The organism is Methylocystis sp. S23, assembly GCF_054106005.1.
In genome coordinates this window covers 2499990-2523783 of the sequence record NZ_CM134185.1, presented here as the reverse complement: position 1 = coordinate 2523783, position 23794 = coordinate 2499990, and the positions used below count along the sequence as shown (strand labels likewise).

The following is a 23794-nucleotide window of genomic DNA, read 5'->3' as shown; positions in this document are numbered from 1 at the left end:
CGCGCGCCGGACGTGGCACTCTCGCAGCCTGCCGCCGATAATCCCCGTGGCGGCGCGAGGTTGGCGTCTTGATCGAACAGGCGATGTATTTCGCGCTCGGCTTTCTCGTCGCCGGGCTCATCACGCTTCTGTTTTTGCCGGCCTTCTGGCGGCGCGCGCTGCGGCTTTCCATGCGGCGGCTGCAAATGCTCGCGCCCATGTCCATGGAGGAGGTCGTCGCCGAGCGCGATCTGCTGCGCGCGGAATTCGCCGTGCGCGAGCGCCGGCTCGAGCAGGAGATGGAGGCGGTGAAAGCGGCGAGGGCGACGGACCTCGCCGCCATTGGCCGCCACGCCGCGCGCGTCGCCGAAGCGGAGGCGCGGCTGAAGAAGGCCGAGGCCGATAATCGCGACATGGAGCTCGCCTTGCGCGAGGCGCAGAAAGTGCTCGCCGAACGCACCGACCTTCTGCGCTCGACCGAGCTCGCCTTGCACGAAATGACCGAGCGCGCCGATCGCGGCGTCGAGCGCCTGCGCCTGCTCGAATCCGACAAGGAGGAGCTCGGCCGCGAGAAAGAGGCGCATTACAGCCGCGTGGTCGCGCATGAGGCGAAGATCGGCGCGCTGCACGAGCAGAACACGCAGCTCCAGCGCGAGCTGGACGAGCTGAGGGAGAAGCTCGAGCGCGCCGCGACCGAAGCCGCCCGCGTGCCCGGCCTGATCCAGGATTACAACCACACTTTCGAGAAGCTGCAGCGCGCGCTCGAGGAAAAGCAGGACGCCGCGAAGGCGCGCGACGAGGCGCGCGCGGCGCTCGCCGCGGAGCAGGAGCGCCGGCGCAACGAGGTCGACCATCTCGAAGGCGCCTTGCGCAATGCGCGCGCCGAGGCGCGCGACCATGCCGACAGGCTGGAAGCCGCGCGCGCCGACAACGCCATGCTGAACGGCGCCGTCGAGGCCTTGCGCGCCGAGCGGGAAAATCAGCGCCGCGCCGGCGCCGCTTCTCTTTCGAGCGAATCGGCGGCGCCCGCCGATGTGGCGGCGCTGCGCCAGGCGATCGTCGATTTCGGCGAGCGCGTGGCGCGGCTCGCCGAACCGGCGCAAGCCGACTGAAGCAATCTTGACCCTGCGCGCGCCCTTTGGGACAAGAAGCGCATTGCCGTTCCTCAAGGAGGCCGCCTTGCTCTTCGTCGCCCTTTGTTTCGACAAGCCCGGACAGGTTGATCTTCGCATGGCCACCCGCGCCGACCATCTCGCCTTTCTCGACAGGCGCGCGGCGAAAGTGAAGCTCGGCGGTCCCTTCCTCGACGGCGACAAGCCCGTGGGCTCGATGCTCATCCTCGATTGCGCCGACTTCGCCGAGGCGCGCGAGCTGCTCAGCGAAGACCCCTACGCCAAGGCCAGCCTCTTCGAACGGGTGGAGCTGCGCGCCTGGAAACGCGTCGTCGGAGCCGAACTCTGATGGCGCATTGGCTCTTCAAAAGCGAACCCTCCGCCTGGTCCTGGGCGCAGCAGGTCGCGGCGGGCGCCAAGGGCACGTTCTGGAACGGCGTGCGCAACCATCTCGCCAAGAAGCATCTGATGGCGATGAAGAAAGGCGAACGCGGCTTCTTCTACCATTCCAACGAGGAGCGCGCGATCGTCGGCGTCGTCGAGATCATCAAGGAATATTACCCCGACCATACGGACGAGACCGGCAAATTCGGCATGGTCGACGTGAAGGCGGCGAAGGCTTTGAAGAAGCCCGTGACGCTCGCGGACATCAAGGCCGAGCCACGGCTGGCCGACATGGTGCTGGTGAACAATTCGCGCCTGTCGGTGCAGCCGGTGACGGATGAGGAATGGGCGATTGTGATGGAGATGGCGGGGGAGCGATAGGCCCAGGCCAGGCCGCCCTAATGCTCGCATTTACGGCGCATCGGCCACCGCCGGCAAGTTACGCGGCCGCGCCGACCGTCATTGCGAGGAGCGAAGCGACGAAGCAATCCAGCCCCGCGACGCCGCTCTGGATTGCTTCGCTCCGCTCGCAATGACGGAGAGGCGCCCGGGCGAACTCTCCGAGCGCTGACTTACGCTAAGATCGGCAGGCAAGTTAACCCCGCTCGCGCCAATCTTCACATTGCGAGGAGCGAAGCGACGAAGCAACCCACAGGCACGGATGAGGCTCTGGATTGCTTCGCTTCGCTCGCAATGACGGGAGGAGCGCCCCTACCCTCCCGTCCGCGTCGTATTCCCCGCCACCGCCGGCTGGTCCTTCATGCCGTTCTTGATCTTGTCCAGGATCTTCGGCAGGTCTTCCGGATCGGGGTTGAGATCGCGCGCGTGGTTCCACTGGAACTGCGCCTCGAGCTTGCGGCCGACGCGCCAATAGGCGTCGCCGAGATGGTCGTTGATGACGGGGTCGGACGGCTTGAGGTCGATCGCCTTTTCCAGCTCGCGCACGGCGTCGTCGTAGCGGCCGAGCTTGTAATAGGCCCAGCCCAGGCTGTCGACGACATAGCCGTCGCGCTGGCGCAGATCGACGGCGCGGCGCAGCATCCGGAAGGCTTCGTCGAGATTGACGCCCTGGTCGACCCAGCTATAGCCCAGATAATTGAGCACCAGCGGCTGGTCGGGATTCAGCTCCAGCGCCTTTTTGAGGTCGGACTCCGCCGCCTTCCAGTCCTTGCGCCGCTCATTGGCGATGCCGCGATAGTAATAGAGCAGCCACTGGCTTTTTTCGGGCTTGGGCTGCAGCTCGATCACGCGCGAATAGGTCGCCGCCGCGTCGGAGAAGAGCTTGCGCGAGCGCTGCAGATTGCCGAGCGCGGTGAGCGCCTCCTGATTCTTCGGATTGGCCGCGACGACGGCTGACAGATGCTCGGTCGCCTCCTTCGACTTGCCGAGCGTCTCCAGGAGAAGCGCGGCCTGCACGTCGGCGTTGACGCGCAGGGCGCTCTCCTTGGGCACGCTGTCATAGAGGTCGATCGCCGTCGCCTCCTGCTTCATGCGCTCATAGACGTCGCCCAGCGTGATGATGGCCAGCGCGTTCTCCGGCGCGAGTGCGAGGGCCAGGCGCAGATAGATGAGCGAGGCGAGCTCGTCGCCCTGGCGGCCGCCGACGGCGCCGAGCCCGTAAAGAACCTCCGCCGCGCCCTCGTCGGCCGAACGCACGAAGGGCGGCAGCGCCTTGCCCTCGTCCAGCGCGGCGACGCCGGCGATGATGATCGGATGGCCGGGAGCCACCTCGTCGAAGCCCTGATAGATCTTCTTCGCCTCGTCGCGCTGGCCGCGGGTCGCGAGGAAGCGCGCATAGGCGTCGACGAGCCGCAGCGTGTTTCTCTCCGTCGCATAGGCGGATTTGAAGCGTTTCTCGGCCTCGGCCTTGTCGCCGCCGAGATCGGCGATCAGCGCCGCGTGATAGTCGCGGAAGACGATGAAGGCCTCGTCATTGAGCTGGTCGAGCGTCGCGAGCGCCTTGCGCGTATCCTTGGCGCCCGCATAGGTCCAGGCGACGAGCAGCGTCGAGGTGATGTCGCGGCGCCGGTCGCCGCCGCCCTTGGCGAGCTCGGCGCGGGCGGCCGCCCAGCGGCGATTCTTGATGAAGTCCGCGCCCTTGGTCAGGCGGGCGAGGCCGTTGCCCTTGTCATGGGCGATCACGCGGGGCGCGAGCGAGACCGCCTCCGGCATGTTGCCATTGGCCAGCGCGGCGACGAAGGCGCGGTCGATGAGGTCCTGGTTGTTGGGATCGTCGCGCAGCGCCTCGCGAAAGAAGGTCGAGGCGGCGAGCGTGTCGCGCTCGGCGCCGGCGACGATCGCCGCGAGATAATTGCCGGACAGGCTCGCGCCGACCTCGAAGGGCCGCGCCACGGAAAGCGACCCTTCCCGCGCCAGCGCATAGCTCGCCTCCGGAAAAGCGCACCAGCCGAGCGCGGCGAGGGCGACGCCGCCGCGCAACAGGACGCGGGAAACCGTGGCGAGCGGGCGAGCGAGATGAGGCACAGGCGCTTTCCTAGACGAGAGGCGGAGCAGCCATGCGCGAGACGCGGCAGATCCGCCGGGACGAGTGGCCGGAATGTCCAGATTCGCGCGTAAAGATGGCGCTTTTGCGCCCGCGAGGCAAGGCGGAAACGCCCTGCCCGCGGGGCAATCGGGCGAACGATCATCTCAGGCGGTTAGCCGCCCCATACCTCCCCTTTGCGGGGAGGTCGGCGGTCGAAAGACCGCCGGGTGGGGCCGTCTTTCAGACGCCCTTTGGCGGGGCCGCTCCCCGTAAAGAAGCTAAGAGAGTCACACATCTCCAGGAGGCCGTCATGGCCGGGCTCGTCCCGGCCATAACGGCGTTGGCGACTTTCGAGATGATGCATGCGGTAGCCGTAAAGGGGAAGGATTCGCTCACGCCAGCGTTCACCCGATCGCCCTGCCCGCCTCACTCGCCGCAGGCGTCGTCGAGCTCGCTCGCAAGGTCCCTGCCGCAGAGATTGGCGCCCTCGATGAAGGGCGTTCCCGGCGAGAGCGCGGCCCCGCAGGGCAGGATCATCCAGCGCTTGGCCCGCCAGGCGCCGTCCTTGCCCTTCTTGAACTGGCCGCAGGACAGGCCGCTCGTATCCTGTAGTCCCTGGCCCTGGGCGACGGCGGCGGAAGAAAGAATGATCAAGACGGCGATGGCGAGACGGCGCATGGAACTGTCCCCTGAACGACGAAGGAAGCGTTCAGCGGACAGCTTAAGCGGAAAATCTTTGCGTCCGGCAAATGGCCGCGGCGCAGATTGAATAAAAACGGCGGCGGATCAACCTGCCTCGTCCTTCGAGACGCGAGCTTCGCTCGCTCTTCAGGATGAGGCCCAAGCGCTTGGCGCAGATTCAGAAGCCCCTCATGCTGAGGAGCCTGCGCAAGTCGGGCTTGCCCGACTTGCGCATTTAAGGATCGATCTCGGGCGAGCCCGAGATCGCAGCAGGCGTCTCGAAACGCGAGGGGCGTCACGCAAATCTTATCAACAGTCCGACCGCTTCGATGAGCCTCGGCGCTTCAGCCGATCGCCTTCACGATCTTCTGCGCGGCGTCGTCGAGATCGTCGGCGGGGATGACGTTCAGGCCCGATTCGCTCAGAATCTTCTTGCCGAGATCGACATTCGTGCCTTCGAGGCGCACGACCAGCGGCACTTGCAGGCCCACTTCCTTCACCGCCGCGATCACGCCTTCCGCGATGGTGTCGCAGCGCATGATGCCGCCGAAGATGTTGACCAGAATGCCCTTCACATTCGGGTCGGCGGTGATGATCTTGAAGGCCGCCGTGACCTTCTCCGTCGTGGCGCCGCCGCCGACGTCGAGGAAGTTGGCCGGGAAGGCGCCGTAGAGCTTGATGATGTCCATGGTCGCCATGGCGAGGCCGGCGCCGTTGACCATGCAGCCGATATTGCCGTCGAGCGAGATATAGGCGAGGTCGTATTTCGACGCCTCGATCTCCTTCTCGTCCTCTTCGGAGAGGTCGCGCAGCTCCATGAGCTCCGGATGACGGTAGAGGGCGTTGTTCTCGAAGCTCACCTTGGCGTCGAGGCAGCGCAGCTGGCCGTCCTTGGTCGTGATCAGCGGGTTGATCTCGAGCATCTCCATGTCCTTCGCGACGAAGGCCGTGTAGAGCTTCTCGGCCAGAGCGCCCGCCTGCTTGGCGAGGTCGCCCTTGAGCTTCAGCGCGTCGGCGACGCGGCGGCCGTGATGCGGCTGATAGCCGGTGGCCGGATCGACCGAGAAGGTGACGATCTTCTCGGGCGTCGAATGGGCGACTTCCTCAATGTCCATGCCGCCTTCCGTGGAGACGACGTAGGAAATGCGCGAGGTCGCGCGGTCGATCAGCATCGACAGATAGAATTCCTTGTCGATCGCGGCGCCGTCCTCGATATAGAGGCGGTTGACCTGCTTGCCGGTCTCGCCCGTCTGGATCGTGACGAGGGTGTTGCCGAGCATCTGCCTGGCGAAGCCTTCCGCCTCCTCGATCGACTTGGCGATGCGGACGCCGCCCTGCGGGCCGGCCGCCTCTTCCTTGAACTTGCCCTTGCCGCGGCCGCCGGCGTGAATCTGCGCCTTCACCACATAGACCGGGCCGGGGAGCTTCTTGGCGGCCTCGGCGGCCTCTTCGGCCTTCAGGACCGGAAAGCCAGCGGCGACGGGCGCGCCGAACTCGCGCAGAATGGCTTTGGCCTGGTATTCATGGATATTCATGCCGAAGTCTCTCCTCGAAGCAAAAAACGGCGCGCCCCGGAGGCATTCCGCGAAAGCCGCAGACTCTCGCGATAAGAATGCGCTCCCAAGCGGAAAGCGCGGTAGCGGCTTGGCGCCTAATGGCCATGGCGGGGCGGCGTCGTCAAGCGGGCGGGAGGTCGCGGGGCGGGCGATCGGGTGACGGGCGACAATCCCTCGCCCTCATGCTGAGGAAACCTTCACCCAATCCGCCCTGAGGTCGCGGGGTGCGCGCATATCGCGCTTCGCCATTGAGGGCGCCTGACGGCGCTCACTTATCCCCACCCGCCAAACCTCCGCTATCCTGGCTCCGCCTCGCCAACTTGCAGGGGCGTCGTCGGGTCGGCGGCGCCGGCGGGGCCGGTTAAGCGCAAGGCGGCGACCCTCGCCTTGCGTCGGGTCCATGCGCCGCTGGCCGGCTCCCTCCAGACGCATGGAGGGCGCGGGGATTGCCCTCGCGCGAAACAGCTTGGCCGCAGAACCTGCTGACCGCATGCTGGGACTGATTACCGAAACGGGAAAAAGCTCTCGGTCTGGGGCGGCGCTGCATAGAGGACCCTTGCGACGCGCCCGGAGGCTTTAAGGCCTGCGGGAAAGAAGCGGCCCCCAAGGGCCGTGTCCGAAAGAACGCCGCCTTCCATCCGGGGGCGCAACGGCTTTCGGAGAAGGCGCCTCGCGCAGAAAGACCGCAGCCGGGACGTCCTGGCTCCGACGCGCATTTATTTCACGCACTCGGCCGAACGGGGCCGGGGCGCCCCGGCTTCCTGTCACGCCTCGCGCCGGATTTCGGCGGCGAGGGAATTGCCGCTGGCTCCCTCGCCCCGCTTGCGGGGAGAGGGCGACGTTGGTTGTGTCGCCCGCGCGCGACGTGTTCCCCTCTCCCCGCGCGCGGGGAGAGGGCTGGGGTGAGGGGCGAAGCCGCATCATGAAACAAGAGTATCGCTCTGGAACGCTATCGAAAATCTCGGTGAGCATGCCGTCGCCTCGCCCCTCACCCCGACCCTCTCCCCGCAAGCGGGGAGAGGGGGGAGGAGCGGCGCCGTTCGGGATCATGTCTGGGCCATGTCAGCCCTCTCGGTCGCGAGCCGCCTCCTTCCCCCTTGCGGAGAGGAATCAAGGGTGGGGGGCCGCGCCGTGATGAGAATGCGCGACGCAGACCTCAAAGCGCGGCCGTCTCGGCCTCAGGCGAAATCCTTATTGAGCGCCTTCGCCGCCTCGATCAGCGTCCTCACGCTATTGACCGATCTGTCGAACATGGCCTGTTCGGCGGCGTCGAGCTTGATTTCCATCACCTTCTCCACGCCATTGGCGCCGATGATCGTCGGCACGCCGACATAGAGGCCGTTCACGCCATATTCGCCGTTGAGATAGGCGGCGCAGGGCAGCACGCGGCGCTTGTCCTTGAGATAGCTCTCCGCCATGGCGATGGCCGAGGCCGCCGGCGCGTAATAGGCCGAGCCGGTCTTGAGCAGGCCGACAATCTCGCCGCCGCCCTTTCGGGTGCGCTCGACAATGGCGTCGATGCGCGCCTGCGTCGTCCAACCCATGGCGACGAGGTCCGGCAGCGGCACGCCGCCCACGGTCGAGTAGCGCACGGAAGGAACCATGTCGTCGCCATGGCCGCCGAGCACGAAGGCGGAAACGTCCTCGACCGAGACCTTGAACTCCTCCGAGAGGAAATAGCGGAACCGGGCGGAATCCAGCACGCCCGCCATGCCGACGACGCGGTTCGTGGGCAGGCCCGAGGCCTTCTGCAGCGCCCAGACCATGACGTCCAGCGGATTGGTGATGCAGATGACGAAGGCGTCCGGCGCATATTGCCTGACGCCCGCGCCGACCTTGGCCACGACGCCGAGATTGACGGAGAGGAGATCGTCGCGGCTCATGCCCGGTTGGCGGGGCACGCCGGCGGTGACGACGACGACGTCAGCCCCGGCGATTGCGGAATAGTCGGACGCGCCGGAAAGATAAGCGTCGAAGCCGGAGACGGGCGAGGACTGGGCGATGTCGAGCGCCTTGCCCTGGGGAACGCCATCGACAATGTCGAACAGCACGATGTCGCCGAGTTCCTTCAGGCCGGCGAGGTGGGCAAGCGTTCCGCCGATATTGCCGGCGCCGACCAGAGCGATTTTCTTTCGCGACATAATTTATCTCGTGCTGGGATCTCCGCTTAAACTGCTAGCGCGGTTTTGCGCGGGAGGGAAGACGCGAAAGCCTGCTTTTTCGCCCTTGGAAAGCCTAGCAGGATCGAAGAAAGCCAGTCCCTCGCGGAACGCCCAAATCCACGGCGCCGCAAGCGGGGCGCCTCAATGCCGCGCAACGGACCTTCGGCTCCGGGCGGCGCAATTGTCGCAGGGGTTGCGGGCGAAGCCGACGCTTCCCACCTGCCTAACGGATCGGCGCTCGCGAGCGTCTGGAAGGGATATGAAATGGGCAAGTGGATTTCTGGAGGGGGCGTCGCGTTTCTGGCCGCGGCCGCCGCCTGGGCCGGCCCCGCGGCTGCGGCGGAGGACGCCGACGAAGCCGCGCTGCTGCGGCGTTTCGAGACGGTCGACGTCTGGCATTTTCCTGTCGACACGACCGTCCGCTACAATAATCAGGACGCGATCGTCACGCGCGAGCTGGTCTTCCTGCCGGAGCCGCCCAAGGGCGAACTCTGCTATGTCCGCTTCGACCTCGTAAAGGGCGAAGGGGATTTCGGCTACGGCTTCAAGCCGGGAACGACGCCCGCCGACGGCAAGAAGGCGAGCTGGGGCACGAATGTGCTGAAGCGCGGCGACATCCTCAACCAGTGGTATTCGGCGCTGAAGCTCAACGTCGTCTACTTCTTCGTCGACGGGCCGAAATCGCCGGCCGCGAAGGAGATTTGCGCCGAGAAGCAGGCGGCCCCCACGGCCGAGGCCGGCAACGCCTATAAGGGCCCCTGGGCCGATCTCGTGACGAAAGCCAAGGCCATCCACGGCTGGCCGGCGGGGAGATAAGCCCTTTTCCCCGACGCGACAGAATTTTGACGTTTCGCGCGGATCGGCGCTGGACAGGGGGGCGGTCATTTGATATTCGCTCCCCCGTTCCGAGGGCGCTACGGCGTCCGCCGGACGGGCGCATAGCTCAGTTGGTAGAGCAGCTGACTCTTAATCAGCGGGTCCAAGGTTCGAGCCCTTGTGCGCCCACCATTTTTCATCAAGGAAAAAGTAGAATGCGCGCCGCCGCCACGGGCTCGGCGGCGCCTGCCGCCTTAGCTGACGGAGGGTTCTCAAGGCGTGAAATTTTGTCGAATGTTTCATGAGCCATCATGGTGGGAGCCGCCCTATCTTACCCTTTCGATTCCAGACCTTGGCGATATGCTTGCGAACGCGTCTCCATTTCCCCTGCTCGAAGGCGTTGGACCTGTCCCACGCGGCGTATTCTTCGACATAGGCCCGATAATCGGGATCGTTAGCGTGCTTGCGCATTATCTCGTCGGCGAGGCGCTCGATTTCCTCGCGCGGGACGCGACGGGTGAGGATGTAAAACTCCCATATATGCCATAGGAACGCCCCCATAGCGGGCGCCGCGCCAAGAAACATGCAAATCCACCAAGTGATTTCCTTCCAGTCCATGCCGAAGCCCTCCTTCGGCATGATGACTATCGTCTACAAAGCGCCCTTGAAACCAAAATGTCGACTATCATCCGTGGACGATAAGTCGACATGCGGGCGCATTGCCCGGTATGGAGGACGTTCGCAAAATCGTCGGGAAAAATGTGCGGCTGGCCCGTCAGGCGATCGGGCTCAGCCAGGAAGCGCTGGCCGACAAGGCTGAAATCGATCGCACCTATGTTTCGGGCGTCGAGCGCGGCGTGCGCAATCCCACGGTGACGATCGTCGCGAAATTCGCGGCGGCGCTCGACACGACGCCGGCTCTGCTGCTAACCCCCGACGCCGAGTTTCCTCCTCGCTCTTGATCGGGAGAAATTTAACGGAGATTGGAAAGATAGGCCGCGATGTTGCGGGCCTGTTCTTCGGAGAGTCCCATGTTTGGCATGGCGTTCCCGGGCGCGATGGATTGGGGATCGCGAATCCATCTCGCGAGATTCTCCGGGGTCTGGCGGAGCAGTCCGGCGATATAAATCCGCCGTCCCATATGGTCGAGCGGCGGACCGACGAGGCCGTTGGCTCCGGCGATTCCGGGGATCATGTGGCATGAGCCGCAACCGACCTTTTTGATCTCATCGGCGCCCTTGGCCGGATCGCCGGGGATCGCCGATGCAAGGGCGGCCCTGCGGCGCGAGCCTGCGCTTTCCTCGCCGCATCCCGAGAGGGCGGCACCGATCAGCAGAAGGACGATGAGCGGAACGCTGCGGCGCGGGCATTGCCGCCGCTCCGCATCGCGGAGCCAGAGAAACAGCAATCCGAGGATGACCGCAAGATAGAGAAAGCCGGCGGGAATCCACATCACAAGACCTGCGAGCTGCTGATCCTCGAGCGGCGTCAGACCGAAACGCGCCGCCGCATCCGCATGGCTCGGATAAAGGGGGCGCGGGGCGATGCAAATGAGCGCGCCGGGCAAGGCGCTGAGAAGAGCGGCGGACGCAACGAATAGAAGCCGTCCGCCACGAGAAACGCCGGCGGCGTAGCCGAAGGCGACGGCCCAGAACGCATATGCGCTGATCAACAGGCAGAGATGCTCGGCGATATGCGCCGGCGCGCGGCGAAGCGCGAAAGCATAGGGGCCGGGCAGATGCCAGAAGCCGAAGAGGCCTAGAAACAGAAGCCAGATCATTGGCGGCGAAGCGACGAGCGCGCCGATCGGCGTCCCGGCGACGGTCCGCCATCCGCGCAAGAGCCGCCGCCGGCGCGCTTGCGGAAAGGCCCAGATAAAGGCCTGTGCGGGGCGACCCAGAACGAAAAGCGGCGCGCAGACCATGATGAGCGCCAGATGCTGCGCCATGTGAGCCGAGAAAAGAGCTTGGCTCAGCCGCTCGAGCGGCGAAGTCAATGCAGCCCACATCGCGACCAGGCCCAAGGCGAAAGCGCTGGCGGCCCTCCAGCCGATGACGCGGTCGAAGGCGCCGCGAATGCGGATGTTTCCAACGCCGGTCGCGTAGAAAAGACCCGCCGCCAAAATCGTCAAAACCAGCCCGTCCGTATCCGCCGCGCCGCCTCCGCCATGCGCCAGCGCCGCGCATGGCCGCGTCGCGGCGAAGGCCGCGGCGGCGGCCGGAAGGAAAATCAGCTTCCGCATGCCGGCGTCCAAAAGGCGGCGATGGTGCCGAAGAGAATCTGAAGCGCGAACCATACGCCGGTCCATATTCCCCAGATCGCGAGGAAGCGCGTGCGTCCCTGGCCGATATCGAGCGCGCTCGCATGTCCTCCGGCCGCCTCTTCGCGCGTGCGCCGCCAAATGGAAAGCGAGACGACGGAGGCCGCTGCGGCAATGGCGAGAGAAGCCAGGTTGAGCGCGATGATCGCCGGCGCCACCCATTCCCATCCCGGCGCCAAAGATGTCCTCGGCATGTCTCCCGGGAAGCAGGCATGGCTCGCCAAGCCGTAATTGACGATGAGCTGGACGCCCCACGCCAGAGGAGGCGCCAGCAGCGCCCCGAACAGCAGCGCCGCGGAAACGCGCTCGCTATGCGGCGCCGGGGGCATGACGCCATAGGCCGAAAGGATGCGTTCCTTGGCCATCAGCCGACTCCCAGATAGGGGGTGACGTAGAAGGTGAAGAAGATCGTGAGCCAAACCAGATCGACGAAGTGCCAATAGACGGCGGCGATCGAGACCGGCGCATGTCTCTCCTTGTCGAAATAGCCGAGCAGGGACCAAAGGAGCACAAGGGCGAGCATCAGGTTTCCGACCACGACATGGGCCATATGGAATCCGGTCGTGACGAAAAAGCTCGAGCCGTAGGAAGTCGCGGACAGATTGAAGGGCTTCTCTCGCCACTCGAATATCTGGATGGCGACGAAAAGGATTCCCAGAACGAGACCCATTGCGAGGCCGGCGGACAATCTCGCTTGCGCGCCGCGCTTCGCGCTCTGTTCTCCCCACCATACGAAGACGCTGCTAAGAAGCAGAATGGCCGTATTGGGCCCGGACAATCCGAATTTCGGCGGCTCGGGAATCCAATCAGGACCGTATTGGGCCGCGAAGTAGTAGTAGGAGAAAAGAAGATAGGCGAAGAGCGACGCCTCCGTCATGATGACGGTCATCATGCCCCACCAGCCGAAGCTCTTGCGGCCGGCGCCGACAGGCAGCTTTCGCGCATCGAACACGGCGTCAGACATGCCGGGCCTCCGCGATTTGGCCCAGTCGCCGCCTCGGCCAGAGCCATACAAGAAGCGCGGCCAGAAGCGCGGCGGCGCTGATCCCCGCCACGATCCAGGAAAGGACCAGAGCGCCCGTGCAGATTCCAGTCGCTGCGAGCGCCGCTACGAGCGGCGCGATCGAGTCATCCGGCGCCTTCACGATCGCGTCCGGCTCCGCGTCGAGCGCCGTCGTCGCCAGCATTTCCTTTCCTTCGTCGAGACGCAGGCCGCGCATCGCCGAAGATCGGCCGGCGGCCTCCTCCAGCCCTTTTTCCCAAAGCGGATGGCGGCTGGCCACGGCCGGAATGACCTCGAAGTCATAGACCGGCGGCGGCGATGGAATCGTCCATTCGAGCGTTGGCCCGCCCCAGGGATCCGGCCCCGAAAGCGCGCCATGCTTGCGGCTTATGAAGACGTTGACGAGGAGCGACAGCACGCCCGCCGCGAGGATGAAGGCGCCGACGGTCGTGACCAGATTGACGGCGGTCAGGCCGAGCTCTTCGGGATAGGTGTAGACGCGGCGCGGCATGCCGGCGAGGCCGGTCCAATGCATCGGCAGAAAGGCCAGGTTGAAGCCGATGAAGGTCGTCCAGAAATTCCAGCGGCCAAGACGCTCGCTCAGAAGGCGCCCGGTCATCTTCGGGAACCATACATAGAGGCCGCCCATGACGGCGAGCACATTGATGCCGATGAGCACGTAATGAATGTGGGCGACAACGAAATAAGTGTCGGTGAGCTGCTGATCGCTCGGCGCCGCCGCCGTCATGACGCCCGAGACGCCGCCGATCACAAACGTCACGATGAAGCCCGCAAAGAACAGGAAGGCGGTCGACACCACCGGGCGGCCGGTCCAGATCGTGGCGATCCAGGCGAAGACGGCGACGGCGCTCGGCACGGTGATGACGAAGGAGGCCGCGCTGAAAAAAGAGAGCGCGAGATAGGGGATGCCTGTCGCGAACATATGGTGCAGCCAGACGCCGAAGCCCATCACCATTGTCGCGACCGTGGCGAGCACGACAACCGTGTAGCCGACGAGCGGGCGCCGGCAGAAGATCGGCAGCGCGTCCGACACGATGCCCATGGCCGGAAGCACGACGACATAGACCCAGGGATGCGCGAAGATCCAAAAGAGATGCTGCCATAGAAGCGGCTGCCCGCGTCCCGCCTGATCGAAGAAATGCGTGTCGAACTGCCGATCGGTCCAGAGGAAGAAGAAAGCCAGGCTGACCGCCGGAACGGAAAAGAGGACGCCGAAAGCCGTCGTCACGGTGCCCCATGCGAGGATCGGGATGCGATTGATCGACATACCGGGCGCCCGCGCGCGCAGGAAGGTCACCACGAAATTCGCGGCGCCGGCGGTGGAGGATATGCCGAAGAGGATCATCCCCAGCGCGTAAAAATCCATGTTGGGTCCAGGATTATATTGCTTGAGCGCATAGGGGACGTAATTGAACCAGCCGTCGTTCGGGCCGTAGCCGATCGCGAAGCCCGCATAGATGAACAGGCCCGACAGCAGATAAATCCAGTAGGAGAAGGCGTTGAGTCTCGGAAACGCCATATCGCGCGCGCCGAGGATCAACGGAAAGAGAAACACGCTGAAGCCCGAGAGAACGGGCTGCGCGTAAAGAAAGATCATGGTCAGGCCATGCATCGAGAAAAGCTGGTCGTATTGTTCCGGGGTCAACAGAATCTTGTTCGGCCCGGCGAGCTGAAGCCGCATCGCCAGCGCCTCGACGCCGCCGAGCAGAAGGAAAATGAAGGCGGTTACGATATAGCGCTTGCCATATTCCTTGTGATCCACCGTCGAAAACCATCCGAGAAGCCCGGATTCGCCTTCCCAAATGCGTTCGAGATCACGCTTCACGACGGCCGCCGCCTGCACGCGCTTGAAGTCCAGGAGACGATCTTCGTCCGCGACGGCCATTGGCGCCCCTTACTTCAAGGTTGCAAGATAATTGCGGATCACGGTCAGCTCCTGGCCGGAAATCGCCAGAACGGGCATCTTCGCGCCGGGCTTGATTCCTTGCGGATCCGCGATCCAGCCCGAGAGATGCGCCGGCGTATTCGGCAGCGTATTCGCCGCGAGGCCTTTCCGGCTCATGAGATGCGTGAGGTCCGGGCCGAGCTTTCCCCAAGCCGAGGCGCCTCGCACCGCATGGCAGGCGCCGCATCTTATGGCGAAAAGGGCCTCTCCGCCCGCAAGCGCGCCGTGCGCATGTTCGGCGGGGCGGAGTTGCTTGTCTCGCCACGCGCGAAAATCCGCCGGCGCGTCGGCGACGATAACGATCCCCATATGCGCGTGCTGGCGGCCGCAATATTCGGAGCATTGACCGCGATAGACGCCCGGCTTGCCCGCCTCCAGCCAGGTCCTGTTGGTCTGGCCGGGGATGGCGTCAATCTTGTCGCCGAGCGCGGGCGCCCAGAAGGAGTGAATGACATCCGCCGATTCGATCTCGATGCGCACGGGCTCGCCGACCGGCACATGCGCCTCATTCGCCGTCTCGAAGTAATCCGAAGGGGCGCCGCTCTCGTATTGAAACGCCCACCACCATTGATGCGCGATAATTTTGATCGTCAGCGAGGGATCGCGCGGCGGCTTGTTCACCGCCGCCATCGTGTAGGCGTTCCACGCCATGCCGCCGAGCAAGGCGAGAGTGGATATCGAAACGCCGATGGTAATCCAGGCGACTCCGCCCGTCGGCCGGACGACAGGCTCCCTGCGCGCGTCGGTCGCCACGAGCGAGGTCCGTCGGCGGAGGACGCCAAGGAGAGTGAGCGCCGCGACGATGACGACGACCGCGATCGACAGGATCAGCAGAGCCCAGGTCAAGGACGCGATTGTCTCGGCCTTCCGGCCGAAGGCCTGCAGATAGTTCAATGGAGGCGTCGGCGCCGCCTGCGCCAGCGGCGCGGCGGTCGCGACGATAATCGGCGCCAGGACCCAATTCAGCCGAGGCGCGAAAGCGGTCATCAGCGCCTCCCGCTCGGGCTGCGGCCAAAACTGAACCGCTGTGTCTGACTCCAGGGCGTCGTCGTCTGCGAGAATTCCGCTGGATGCTGCTCGATCGTCCAAGCGTCGTGCGACGCGGTTTCTCCCCAGCCTGTTATCGGCTCCTTGCTGATGCTCTGGAGATAGGCGACGAGATCCCAGATGAGATTCTCCGACAGCATGGCGCCCCAAGCCGGCATCCCATTGGGACGCCCCTGGTAGATGCTGAGATAGATGTTTGCGGGATCGTCTCCATAAACGAAAAATCTGTTGCTCAAGGCCGGGCCCATGCCGCCGCCGCCATTTGGCGCATGGCAGCCCACACAGTTGAACTGGCTGAAATAGCTCATGCCGCGTTGGATCGCCTCCGGCGATCCCTCGACGGGATTCGTTACCCGCGTTTCCGCCGAAACGTTGCCGGGGAATAAGCGGGACACGGGCGTTTCATGCAGGCTTTCGCCGCTTGCGGGGTAGAGACCCACGCGCGGGAGCGCATGATCCCCGCCGTCCGGCGGATTCTCTTGAGACGGCGCTTTCTCTTCCGGCTGCCGCGCTCCTCCCTGAGGCGGCGGAGCTTGCTGCGCGGGGCCGGGCGGCGCATGAGGACGCCTGGGCGGACGCGCATGCGTCTCGAGCGCGAGCAGCGGAAGCAGCGCGGCGATCATTGTCAGGAAACATGGCGCGCGCATTGCCTGGCCTCCGCATTAGTCGTTTTGCACGATCGGCACCCCATAGCGCTCGAGCAGGAGACGAATGTCGGCGCTTCTGCGGAAGATGATTTCGTCGAGGCGGCGCTTGAGCGCGTCGTCGCCCTTGCGTACGCCCATGGAGATGTCGAAGGCGAATTGCAGAGGCGCGAAGGCGTCCGTTCCAAGCATTTTCTCGATGCGCAAGGGCGTGGCGGCTCGGATCATTTCATATCCGGCGAAAGGCCCCCAGACAGCCGCAAGATCCACTGCGCCCGTCTCCACCGCCTCGATCAGGCGGAGCGCCGGCGCGGGCTGCGCGTAATCCCCGTAGATCGGATAGCCGACGACGTTGGCGACCAGGCCGCGCGCGCCAAGCGCATGCGCCGGCGGCGTGTTCATGCCGTCGTCGCCAATGAGATGCACGCCGATCCTCAGCGTCCGCAGCCGCGGGTCGGAAAGCGAGGCGATGTCGAGGTCTCGATCCGCGCGGGAAATGAAGACGTAGGTCGAGCGGTAATAGGGCGTCGTCGTCGCGACGAGATCGGAATGCGTCGGCATGCCCATCACGATGTCGCAGGCGCCGGCCTTCAGCGTGTTGCGAATGAAGCCGCGTCTTTGCGCCCACCATGTATAGGACAGGCTTCGGCCGAGCTCCGCCGCGACGAGCGCCGCGAGCTTGTTCTCGAACCCCCCGCCCATCGCGTCCGAGAAGGGAAGATTATTCGGATCGGCGCAGATTCTGATCTCGTTCTCCGCGGCGGTCGCCGGCGAAAGAGCGAGCGCCGCCGCTCCGATCAGCAACGAAAACGCCGCAAGGCTCCGCATCCGCGCCTCCTATTGACGCGCAGCCGCGCCGAGAGAGAAGACGAGCAGCGTGCTGCCGCCGACGGTGTAAAGCGGCAGGTCTTGCGTGGCGCCCGTGAAGCCGAGCGCGCCGTTCCTCACGCGCGGATCGATTTCGGCGTTTGCGACGACGCCCGGCCAACCGCCGACGCCGGATAGGATCGCGACATATTGCGCGCCATCGTTTCCGACATAGGTCACGGGCTGGCCGATGAAGCCGGAGGGGCCGCGCATTTGCCAGAGGAGCTTGCCGGTCCTGGCGTCCAGCGCCTTGAGCATGCGGTCCATCGTTCCATAGAATACAAGATCGCCAGCGGTCGCGAGCGTTCCGCTCCATACGGGGAACGGCTCCGTGACCGACCAGACCTTGGCGCGTTTGACAGGGTCCCAGGCCATGAACTCGCCGCGATGGCCGCCGGGCCCCGCGAACATGTCCACCGTGGCGCCGACGAATGGCGTGCCGGCGATATAGCTGACTTCGCTCGTTCTGAAATTGGCGCAAAGATGCTGATGCGGCACATAGAGAAGCTTGGTTCGCGGCGACCAGGCGGTCGGCTGCCAGTCCTTCGCGCCCGGCGGCGCCGGACATATGTTTTCGACCGTCTTTTCGAGAGCCGGCTGCTTCGATTCAACCGGGACGATGCGGCCGCTCTTCAGATCGACGCCGGAATAGACATTCACCGTGTCATAGGCGTCGGCGGAGAGAACCTCTCCGGAGGCGCGGTCGATGACATACATGTAGCCGTTTCGGCCGGGATGGATCAGCGCCTTGCGCGCCTGGCCCCCGATGTCGAGATCGACCAGAACGTTCTCGTTGATTTCGTCATGATCCCAGAGATCGTGAGGGCTGGCCTGATAGGCCCATTTCGCCGCGCCAGTGTCCGCGTCGCGGGCGAAGATCGTGCTGCTCCAAAGATTGTCGCCCGCCCGCTGGTTCGCGTTCCAGGGGCCGGGATTGGCGGTGCCATAATAGACGAGATTGAGATCGGGATCGTAGGAGAGCCATCCCCAAACCGTTCCGCCGCCCATGCGCCAACGATCGGCGGGCCAACTGCGAACGCCGAGGTCCTTGCCCTTCATCCAGTCGTAATAGGGCTTGAATTCCGGGCCGATCAGCACGTCCGCGTCCGGGCCGGTGGAATAGGCGCGCCAGACGGTTTTGCCGGTGTTCTGGTCGAGCGCGGCAAGCCATCCGCGCACGCCCATCTCGCCGCCGCTATTGCCGACGAGAACCTTTCCCTTGACGGCGAGCGGCGCCATGGTGACCGTCTCGCCCAGATTGACGTCGCCGATCTTGGCGACCCACAATTCCTTTCCCGTCAAGGCGTCGAGCGCGACGGTATGGTCGTCGAGGGTGCTGAGGAAAACCCTGCCCTTGTCATAGGCGAGGCCGCGGCTGACGACGTCACAACAGGCGACTCCCTTCGCCGCCAAATTCGGCCTTGGCGCATAAGACCATTTCAATTCGCCCGTCGCGGCGTCGAGCGCATAGACCTGGTTGGGATGCGGGCCGTCATAGGGCGATACGACATACATCATCCCATCGATAATGAGAGGCGCCGCCTCCTGGCCGCGATTGGCGCCCACAGAGAACGACCAGGCGAGTTTGAGCTGGCCGACATTGTCGGTTCTGATCTGATCGAGCGCGCTGTAGCGCGTATTGGCGTAATCGCGGGGAGCCATCGGCCAGTTCCTGGCGTCGGCATAAAGCGCGGCGAGCGGCTGATGCGCCGGATTCTGCTGCGCGACGGCCTCTGTCGCGGCGATCGCGCCGCACAGAAGCCGGAGCGTCGATCGAACTGCGTGCGAAAGAAAAGCGCCGCGACGGCAACACTCACGCATCTACAGCCTCTTGGTCTCAATATAAGCGACGCCTCGCAGAGGCTGACGGTCGACTTAGGGCGTGTATCGGGCCCGACCAACCGTGGCCGCGAAAAAAGCGGTTGGAGAAACGATGCGGAAATGAAAGACGATGCGCCGCCTTTTTCTCGTACGCAATCCGCTGCGCGTTCGGAAAATGCGCAAAGGCGACCTCAGGAACTTCAAGCGAATATGTTCGTTGATTGACGATTGCGGACAGACAGAAGAGCGAGGCCGCTATGAGTGCGACCGTCGGCGATTTTCTCGTGCAGCGGCTCTATGACTGGGGCGTGCGACGCATATTTGGCTATCCCGGCGACGGCGTCAACGGCGTGCTCGGCGCGTTGCAGCGCGCCAATGGCAAGATCGAATTCGTGCAGGTCAGGCATGAGGAAATGGCCGCGTTCATGGCCTCGGCCCACGCCAAGTTCACCGGCGAACTTGGCGTTTGCCTTTCCACCGGCGGTCCGGGCGCGGCGCATCTCGTGACGGGCCTTTACGACGCCAAATGCGACCACATGCCGGTCCTGGCGATTGCGGGGCAAGCGCCGCGCACGGCGCGCGGCGCGCACTATCAACAGGAAATCAATCTCGACCGCATGTTCGCCGATGTCGCCGCCTTTGTTCAGGAGGCGGAAGCGCCCGCGCAAATTCGCATGCTCGTCGACCGTGGAATTAGAATTGCGAAGGCGACGAGCGGCGTGACGGTTCTCATCCTTCCCGGCGATCTGCAGGATATGGATTATGAGGATCCGCCGCGAACGCATGGAGCCGTGCAAACCGGCGTCGGCTATTCGCGGCCGACGGTCGTTCCCCGAGATCAGGATCTGCGCCGCGCCGCGGACATTCTCAATGAGGGCAAAAAGGTCGCGATGCTGATCGGCGCGGGCGCGATGAATGCGGCCGACGAGGTCGTCGCGGTCGCGGATCGGCTGAAAGCCGGCGTCGCCAAGGCGCTTCTCGGCAAGGCGGCGCTGCCCGACGATCTGCCCTTCGTGACCGGCTCCATCGGTCTTCTCGGCACGAAGCCCAGTCATGATCTGATGAGGGAATGCGATACGCTGCTGATGGTCGGCACAAGCTTTCCCTATTCGGAGTTTCTCCCGCGCGAGAAGCAGGCGCGGGGCGTTCAGATCGATCTCGACCCTTCCATGCTCAGCCTCCGCTTCGCGACGGAAGCGAATCTTCACGGCGACGCGGCCGAAACGCTGCGCGCCCTGCTGCCGCTCCTGACAGAAAGGACGGACAATTCCTGGCGCGAGAGGATCGAGAAGAACATCGCGGACTGGTGGGAGCTGCTCGAGGACCGGGCCATGATCTCGGCCAACCCGATCAATCCTCAGCGCGTCGCCTGGGAGCTGTCGCCGCGTTTGCCCGATCGCGCGATCGTTACCTGCGATTCCGGCTCATGCGCAAATTGGTACGCGCGCGACATGAAGATCCGGCGCGGCATGATGTGCTCGCTCTCCGGAGGGCTGGCGTCCATGGGAGCGGCCGTTCCTTATGCGATCGCGGCGAAATTCGCCTATCCGGATCGGCCCGTCGTGGCGATGCTCGGCGACGGCGCCATGCAGATGAACAATATGGCGGAGCTCATCTCCGTTTCGAAATATTGGGAGCAATGGGAAAAGCCGACATTCGTCTGTTGCGTGTTCAATAATGAGGATCTGAACCAAGTCACCTGGGAGCAGCGCGTGATGGAGGGAAATCCGAAATTCGAGGCGACGCAGAACATCCCGGACGTTCCCTATCATCGCTTCGCCGAACTCATCGGGCTGAAGGGCATTTTCGTCGACGATCCGGACAGCGTCGGCTCGGCCTGGGACGAGGCGCTCAATTCCGACCGGCCGGTAGTGCTCGAGTTCAAAACGGACCCCGAAGTGCCGCCGCTTCCGGCGCATATCAGCTTCGAGCAGGCTAGAAACCTGGCGTCGACCCTCTGGAAGGGCGATCCGGCGCAGCGCGCGCTGATCGCCGGCGCGGCGAAGCAAGTCATGGCTCCGATATGGCCCCGTCGGAATGAGCCTTCCCGATGAGCGGATAGCGCCGGCATTGCCGGCGCCATGATTTTTACGCTGGAGAGAAACGCTCGCTGAAGATTCGCTCCTGGGCAATTCCCGCCGCGATCGCGACCGTTTCCGTCGCGGCGATCAGCGCGGGCGGCCCGCATACATAAATATCCGGACGCTCGTGCGTCTCCGCCAAGGCTTTGGCGAGCGCCTCGGCGGGCGTCCCGGCGAAGCCGTCCCACGCGGTCTCCGGCCTCCAGACGCAGAGCGTCACATTGAGCTGCGGCAGGGCGGCTTTCAGTTCCTCGATCGCTTCAAGGGCGAAAAGCTCCTCCGTTCTGTTGACGCCAAAGATGAGGCGGCACGGCCGGGGGTCGGCGAATTCCGCCATTTGCCGCAGCATCGAAAGCGCGGGCGCGAGCCCCGTGCCGCCGGCGACGAAGCAAAGCGGCGCCGCGCTCGCCTCGTCGAGCGTAAACTGCCCCTTGGGGCCGTGGACGAGAAGAGCGTCGCCGATCGCCGCACGCTCTTTCAGATAGGCGGAAAAGGCGCCGTCGGGTTGAAGGCGGATGAGGAATTCGAGGGCGCCGTCCCAGTTCGGCGCGTTGGCGAGCGAATAAGAGCGCTTGATTTCCGTTCCGGGAATCTCGAGTTCCGCGAACTGCCCCGCGACGAATTGGGCCGCGCTGCCGAACTCGGGATCGTCGTCATATCTCAAGACCAGCCGCATTGCCGAAGAACCGGCCGGCGCCGTCTCAACGATCGTCGCGCGCCGCTCGGGCGTCGGCGCGAAGCCGATCGCCGCCTGATCGAAGGGCGCCTTCAGCGAAAGATCGCTCCGGGCGTGGGCGCGACAGAGAAGAACGCCTCCCGCCGCGCGCTCGACCTCGCTCAATGCCGAACTGCTATAGGAGTCGAGCGCCGCATCTCCCGACGCCGCCGTCACCCGACAGGCGCCGCAGCCGCCCTCGCGGCAGGAAGAAGGGAGATAGATGTTCGCTCGTTCGGCCGCGTCGAGCAGCGTTTCCGAAGGCTCGGCGGCGAATGTGACGGACGCGCCGTCGCGCGTGAGAAGTTCGACCTTGTACATGGAGGGATTCCGGAAAGACGGGCTGCGGGCGCCCTCGCCGGGACGCCCGCCCTGGCGTGATCAGGCCGCGCGGGCAAGCGCGGCGTCAATATCGGCCTTGGCGTCGCCGATCGGCAGAACGCCGAACTTCTCGACAAGGACATCGACCAGCGCCGGCGTAAGGAAAGCCGGCAGCGTCGGGCCGAGACGCACATTGCGCACGCCGAGCGCGAGCAGCGTCAGGAGCACCGCCGCCGCCTTCTGCTCGAACCAGGAGACGATCAGCGACAGCGGCAATTCGTTGACGCCGACGCCGAAAGCCTCCGCGAGCTTGGTGGCGACGACGAGCGCCGAATAGGCGTCGTTGCATTGTCCCATGTCGAGGAGCCGCGGCAACCCGCCGACCGTGCCGAAGTCATGCTTGTTGAAGCGATATTTGCCGCAGCCGAGCGTAAGGATCACCGTGTCGTCGGGCGTCCCGTCCGCGAAGTCCGAATAATAGTTGCGCCCGGACGCCGCGCCGTCGCAGCCGCCGATCAGGAAGAAGTGGCGAATGGCGCCGCTCTTCACCGCGTCGATCACCTTGTCGGCGACGCCGAGCACCGCCGCGCGGCCAAAGCCCACCGTGATCCGCTCCTCCTCGGCGTCGGCGGCGAAGCCTGGTAGCGCGAGCGCCGCCTGGACGACCTGCGAGAAGTCTTCGTCGGCAATGTGCCGAACGCCCGCCCAGCCGACCGGGCCGGCCGTGAAGATGCGCCCGCGATAGCGCGGCTGCGGCTCGATGAGGCAATTCGAGGTCATGACGATCGGGCCGGGAAATTCGGCGAATTCCTTCTGCTGATCCTGCCACGCCCCGCCATAGTTGCCGGCGAGATGCGGATAGGCCTTGAGCTTGGGATAGGAATGCGCCGGCAGCAATTCGCCATGCGTGTAGATGTTGATCCCCCTGCCCTTGGCGGCTTCGAGGATCGCGTGCAGATCCTTCAGGTCATGGCCCGACACGAGGATGGCCTTGCCCTTGACCGGCGTCACGCGAACATTCGTCGGCTCCGGGACGCCGAAATTGCCGGTATTGGCGGCGTCGAGCGCCTCCATGGCGAGGAAATTGGCGTGACCCAGCGCCAGCGCCTCGTCGAGAAGCGGACCCAGCTCCTTCGGCTCGCCGGCCAGCAGATCGAGCGCATGCTCCACGGCGGCGTAGATGGCGTCGCGCTCCTCGCCGAGAACGCGGGCGTGATGCGCATAGGCGCAAACGCCCTTGAGCCCATAGAGGACGAGCGAGCGCAGGCCGACGACATCCTCGCCGATCAGCGCGACGTCCTTCTTGATCGCCGCCTCGCCCGCCTGCGCGAGCAGGCCGCTCATGTCGCTGGCGGGAACGAATATAGCGGCGCCTCGAGGAAGCTCGGGCTCCCTGCCGGCGGCGCGCGCCGCGTTTTCATAGAGCGCCTTCGCGCGATCGCGCGTCCGCGCCGCCTCATGGATCAGCTCCGCGAATTTGGCGGCGTGAAAATTAACATTGGTCAAGGTGGTGAAGAAGGCGAAGAGGATGAAGCGGTCGGCTTCGACGTCCGTCGCGCCGAGGTCTCGCGCGCGGTGGAGATATTGGCCGATCCCCTCGCAAAGGTGGAGTAGGACATCCTGAAGATCGGCGGTCGCGGCGTCCTTGCCGCACATGCCCTTGGCGCTCGCGCAACCAATTCCTTCTTCCGACCGGTAGGTCTGCTCGCATTGATAACAGAACATGGCGGCTCCCTTGCTTTCGTTTTTTGCGTCGCTCGGAGATCGGCGTTCAAGGCGCTGAAATCGGTACTTAGAATGCGTATTTATCGCGGCGAAAGTCAAGGCGTCGGGA

Annotated in this window: 21 protein-coding genes and 1 tRNA gene; 7 read left to right on the top strand and 15 right to left on the bottom strand. The window is 64.8% G+C overall.

Features of this window, described 5'->3' with window-relative positions:
- Window positions 1-68: 68 nt before the first annotated feature.
- Genes ACV7JP_RS12395 through ACV7JP_RS12385 form a run of 3 tightly spaced genes read left to right on the top strand, consistent with a single transcriptional unit; the run spans window position 69 to window position 1856 of the window.
- Entirely contained in the window at window positions 69-1091 is a 1023-nt protein-coding gene (locus ACV7JP_RS12395; RefSeq protein WP_457795985.1) for a hypothetical protein, read from the top strand.
- Window positions 1092-1134: 43 nt separating this feature from the next.
- A complete protein-coding gene (locus ACV7JP_RS12390) occupies window positions 1135-1440 on the top strand; it encodes a YciI family protein (protein ID WP_457795984.1) in 306 nt (101 codons plus the stop codon).
- Complete coding sequence (locus tag ACV7JP_RS12385; RefSeq protein WP_457795983.1) at window positions 1440-1856, top strand: EVE domain-containing protein; 417 nt, start codon at window positions 1440-1442, stop codon at window positions 1854-1856. Before ACV7JP_RS12390 ends, ACV7JP_RS12385 begins: the two co-directional genes overlap by 1 nt.
- Before the next feature lie 330 nt (window positions 1857-2186).
- On the opposite strand, the gene ACV7JP_RS12380 is transcribed toward ACV7JP_RS12385, so the two are convergent.
- The 4 genes from ACV7JP_RS12380 to mdh form a co-directional block, all read right to left on the bottom strand.
- Window positions 2187-3959 (bottom strand): tetratricopeptide repeat protein, encoded by a 1773-nt coding sequence (locus tag ACV7JP_RS12380; RefSeq protein ID WP_457795982.1) that lies wholly within the window; start codon window positions 3957-3959, stop codon window positions 2187-2189.
- A gap of 427 nt (window positions 3960-4386) precedes the next feature.
- Window positions 4387-4638 carry a hypothetical protein gene (locus ACV7JP_RS12375; RefSeq protein WP_457795981.1) on the bottom strand — a complete coding sequence of 84 codons (252 nt, stop codon included), beginning with the start codon at window positions 4636-4638 and terminating at the stop codon, window positions 4387-4389.
- A 347-nt stretch (window positions 4639-4985) separates the two neighbouring features.
- Entirely contained in the window at window positions 4986-6176 is a 1191-nt protein-coding gene (sucC, locus tag ACV7JP_RS12370; RefSeq protein ID WP_457795980.1) for an ADP-forming succinate--CoA ligase subunit beta, read from the bottom strand.
- A gap of 1199 nt (window positions 6177-7375) precedes the next feature.
- A complete protein-coding gene (gene mdh, locus ACV7JP_RS12365) occupies window positions 7376-8338 on the bottom strand; it encodes a malate dehydrogenase (RefSeq protein ID WP_457795979.1) in 963 nt (320 codons plus the stop codon).
- A gap of 285 nt (window positions 8339-8623) precedes the next feature.
- On the opposite strand from mdh, the gene ACV7JP_RS12360 reads away from it, so the two are divergent.
- The gene (locus tag ACV7JP_RS12360; protein WP_457795978.1) at window positions 8624-9175 is read left to right on the top strand and encodes a hypothetical protein; all 552 of its coding nucleotides are present in this window, start codon (window positions 8624-8626) and stop codon (window positions 9173-9175) included.
- Window positions 9176-9291: 116 nt separating this feature from the next.
- Window positions 9292-9367: transfer RNA gene (locus tag ACV7JP_RS12355), tRNA-Lys, on the top strand.
- Window positions 9368-9484: 117 nt separating this feature from the next.
- Here the strand turns inward: ACV7JP_RS12355 and ACV7JP_RS12350 are convergent.
- A complete protein-coding gene (locus ACV7JP_RS12350; RefSeq protein WP_457795977.1) occupies window positions 9485-9814 on the bottom strand; it encodes a hypothetical protein in 330 nt (109 codons plus the stop codon).
- 89 nt (window positions 9815-9903) lie between these two features.
- Here ACV7JP_RS12350 and ACV7JP_RS12345 point away from each other — a divergent pair, with 89 nt between their 5' ends.
- Window positions 9904-10137 carry a helix-turn-helix domain-containing protein gene (locus ACV7JP_RS12345; protein WP_457795976.1) on the top strand — a complete coding sequence of 78 codons (234 nt, stop codon included), beginning with the start codon at window positions 9904-9906 and terminating at the stop codon, window positions 10135-10137.
- Window positions 10138-10148: 11 nt separating this feature from the next.
- Here ACV7JP_RS12345 and ACV7JP_RS12340 read toward each other — a convergent pair whose 3' ends face one another.
- From ACV7JP_RS12340 to ACV7JP_RS12305, 8 genes are read right to left on the bottom strand one after another with little or no spacing between them, the layout of a single operon-like run.
- A complete protein-coding gene (locus tag ACV7JP_RS12340; RefSeq protein ID WP_457795975.1) occupies window positions 10149-11417 on the bottom strand; it encodes a cytochrome c oxidase assembly protein in 1269 nt (422 codons plus the stop codon).
- Window positions 11405-11860 carry a hypothetical protein gene (locus ACV7JP_RS12335; protein WP_457795974.1) on the bottom strand — a complete coding sequence of 152 codons (456 nt, stop codon included), beginning with the start codon at window positions 11858-11860 and terminating at the stop codon, window positions 11405-11407. The genes ACV7JP_RS12340 and ACV7JP_RS12335 overlap by 13 nt, the downstream gene beginning before the upstream one ends.
- Window positions 11860-12459 carry a cytochrome c oxidase subunit 3 gene (locus ACV7JP_RS12330; RefSeq protein ID WP_457795973.1) on the bottom strand — a complete coding sequence of 200 codons (600 nt, stop codon included), beginning with the start codon at window positions 12457-12459 and terminating at the stop codon, window positions 11860-11862. Before ACV7JP_RS12330 ends, ACV7JP_RS12335 begins: the two co-directional genes overlap by 1 nt.
- Window positions 12452-14404 (bottom strand): cytochrome c oxidase subunit I, encoded by a 1953-nt coding sequence (locus tag ACV7JP_RS12325; protein WP_457795971.1) that lies wholly within the window; start codon window positions 14402-14404, stop codon window positions 12452-12454. Before ACV7JP_RS12325 ends, ACV7JP_RS12330 begins: the two co-directional genes overlap by 8 nt.
- Window positions 14405-14413: 9 nt before the next feature.
- Window positions 14414-15451, bottom strand: a complete 1038-nt coding sequence (gene coxB, locus ACV7JP_RS12320) for a cytochrome c oxidase subunit II (RefSeq protein ID WP_457795970.1) — start codon at window positions 15449-15451, stop codon at window positions 14414-14416.
- A complete protein-coding gene (locus tag ACV7JP_RS12315; RefSeq protein ID WP_457795969.1) occupies window positions 15451-16158 on the bottom strand; it encodes a c-type cytochrome in 708 nt (235 codons plus the stop codon). The genes coxB and ACV7JP_RS12315 overlap by 1 nt, the downstream gene beginning before the upstream one ends.
- Before the next feature lie 15 nt (window positions 16159-16173).
- Entirely contained in the window at window positions 16174-16983 is an 810-nt protein-coding gene (locus tag ACV7JP_RS12310; protein ID WP_457795968.1) for a substrate-binding domain-containing protein, read from the bottom strand.
- Between the two features lie 9 nt (window positions 16984-16992).
- The gene (locus ACV7JP_RS12305; protein WP_457795967.1) at window positions 16993-18843 is read right to left on the bottom strand and encodes a PQQ-dependent dehydrogenase, methanol/ethanol family; all 1851 of its coding nucleotides are present in this window, start codon (window positions 18841-18843) and stop codon (window positions 16993-16995) included.
- 257 nt (window positions 18844-19100) lie between these two features.
- Here ACV7JP_RS12305 and ACV7JP_RS12300 point away from each other — a divergent pair, with 257 nt between their 5' ends.
- The gene (locus tag ACV7JP_RS12300) at window positions 19101-20897 is read left to right on the top strand and encodes a thiamine pyrophosphate-requiring protein (protein ID WP_457795966.1); all 1797 of its coding nucleotides are present in this window, start codon (window positions 19101-19103) and stop codon (window positions 20895-20897) included.
- A gap of 34 nt (window positions 20898-20931) precedes the next feature.
- Here ACV7JP_RS12300 and ACV7JP_RS12295 read toward each other — a convergent pair whose 3' ends face one another.
- Together ACV7JP_RS12295 and hcp are read right to left on the bottom strand one after the other, a co-directional pair.
- Window positions 20932-21960: a 2Fe-2S iron-sulfur cluster-binding protein gene (locus ACV7JP_RS12295; RefSeq protein WP_457795965.1), complete on the bottom strand. Its 1029-nt coding sequence runs from the start codon at window positions 21958-21960 to the stop codon at window positions 20932-20934.
- Window positions 21961-22020: 60 nt separating this feature from the next.
- Complete coding sequence (gene hcp / locus ACV7JP_RS12290; RefSeq protein ID WP_457795964.1) at window positions 22021-23685, bottom strand: hydroxylamine reductase; 1665 nt, start codon at window positions 23683-23685, stop codon at window positions 22021-22023.
- Between the last annotated feature and the right edge of the window lie 109 nt (window positions 23686-23794).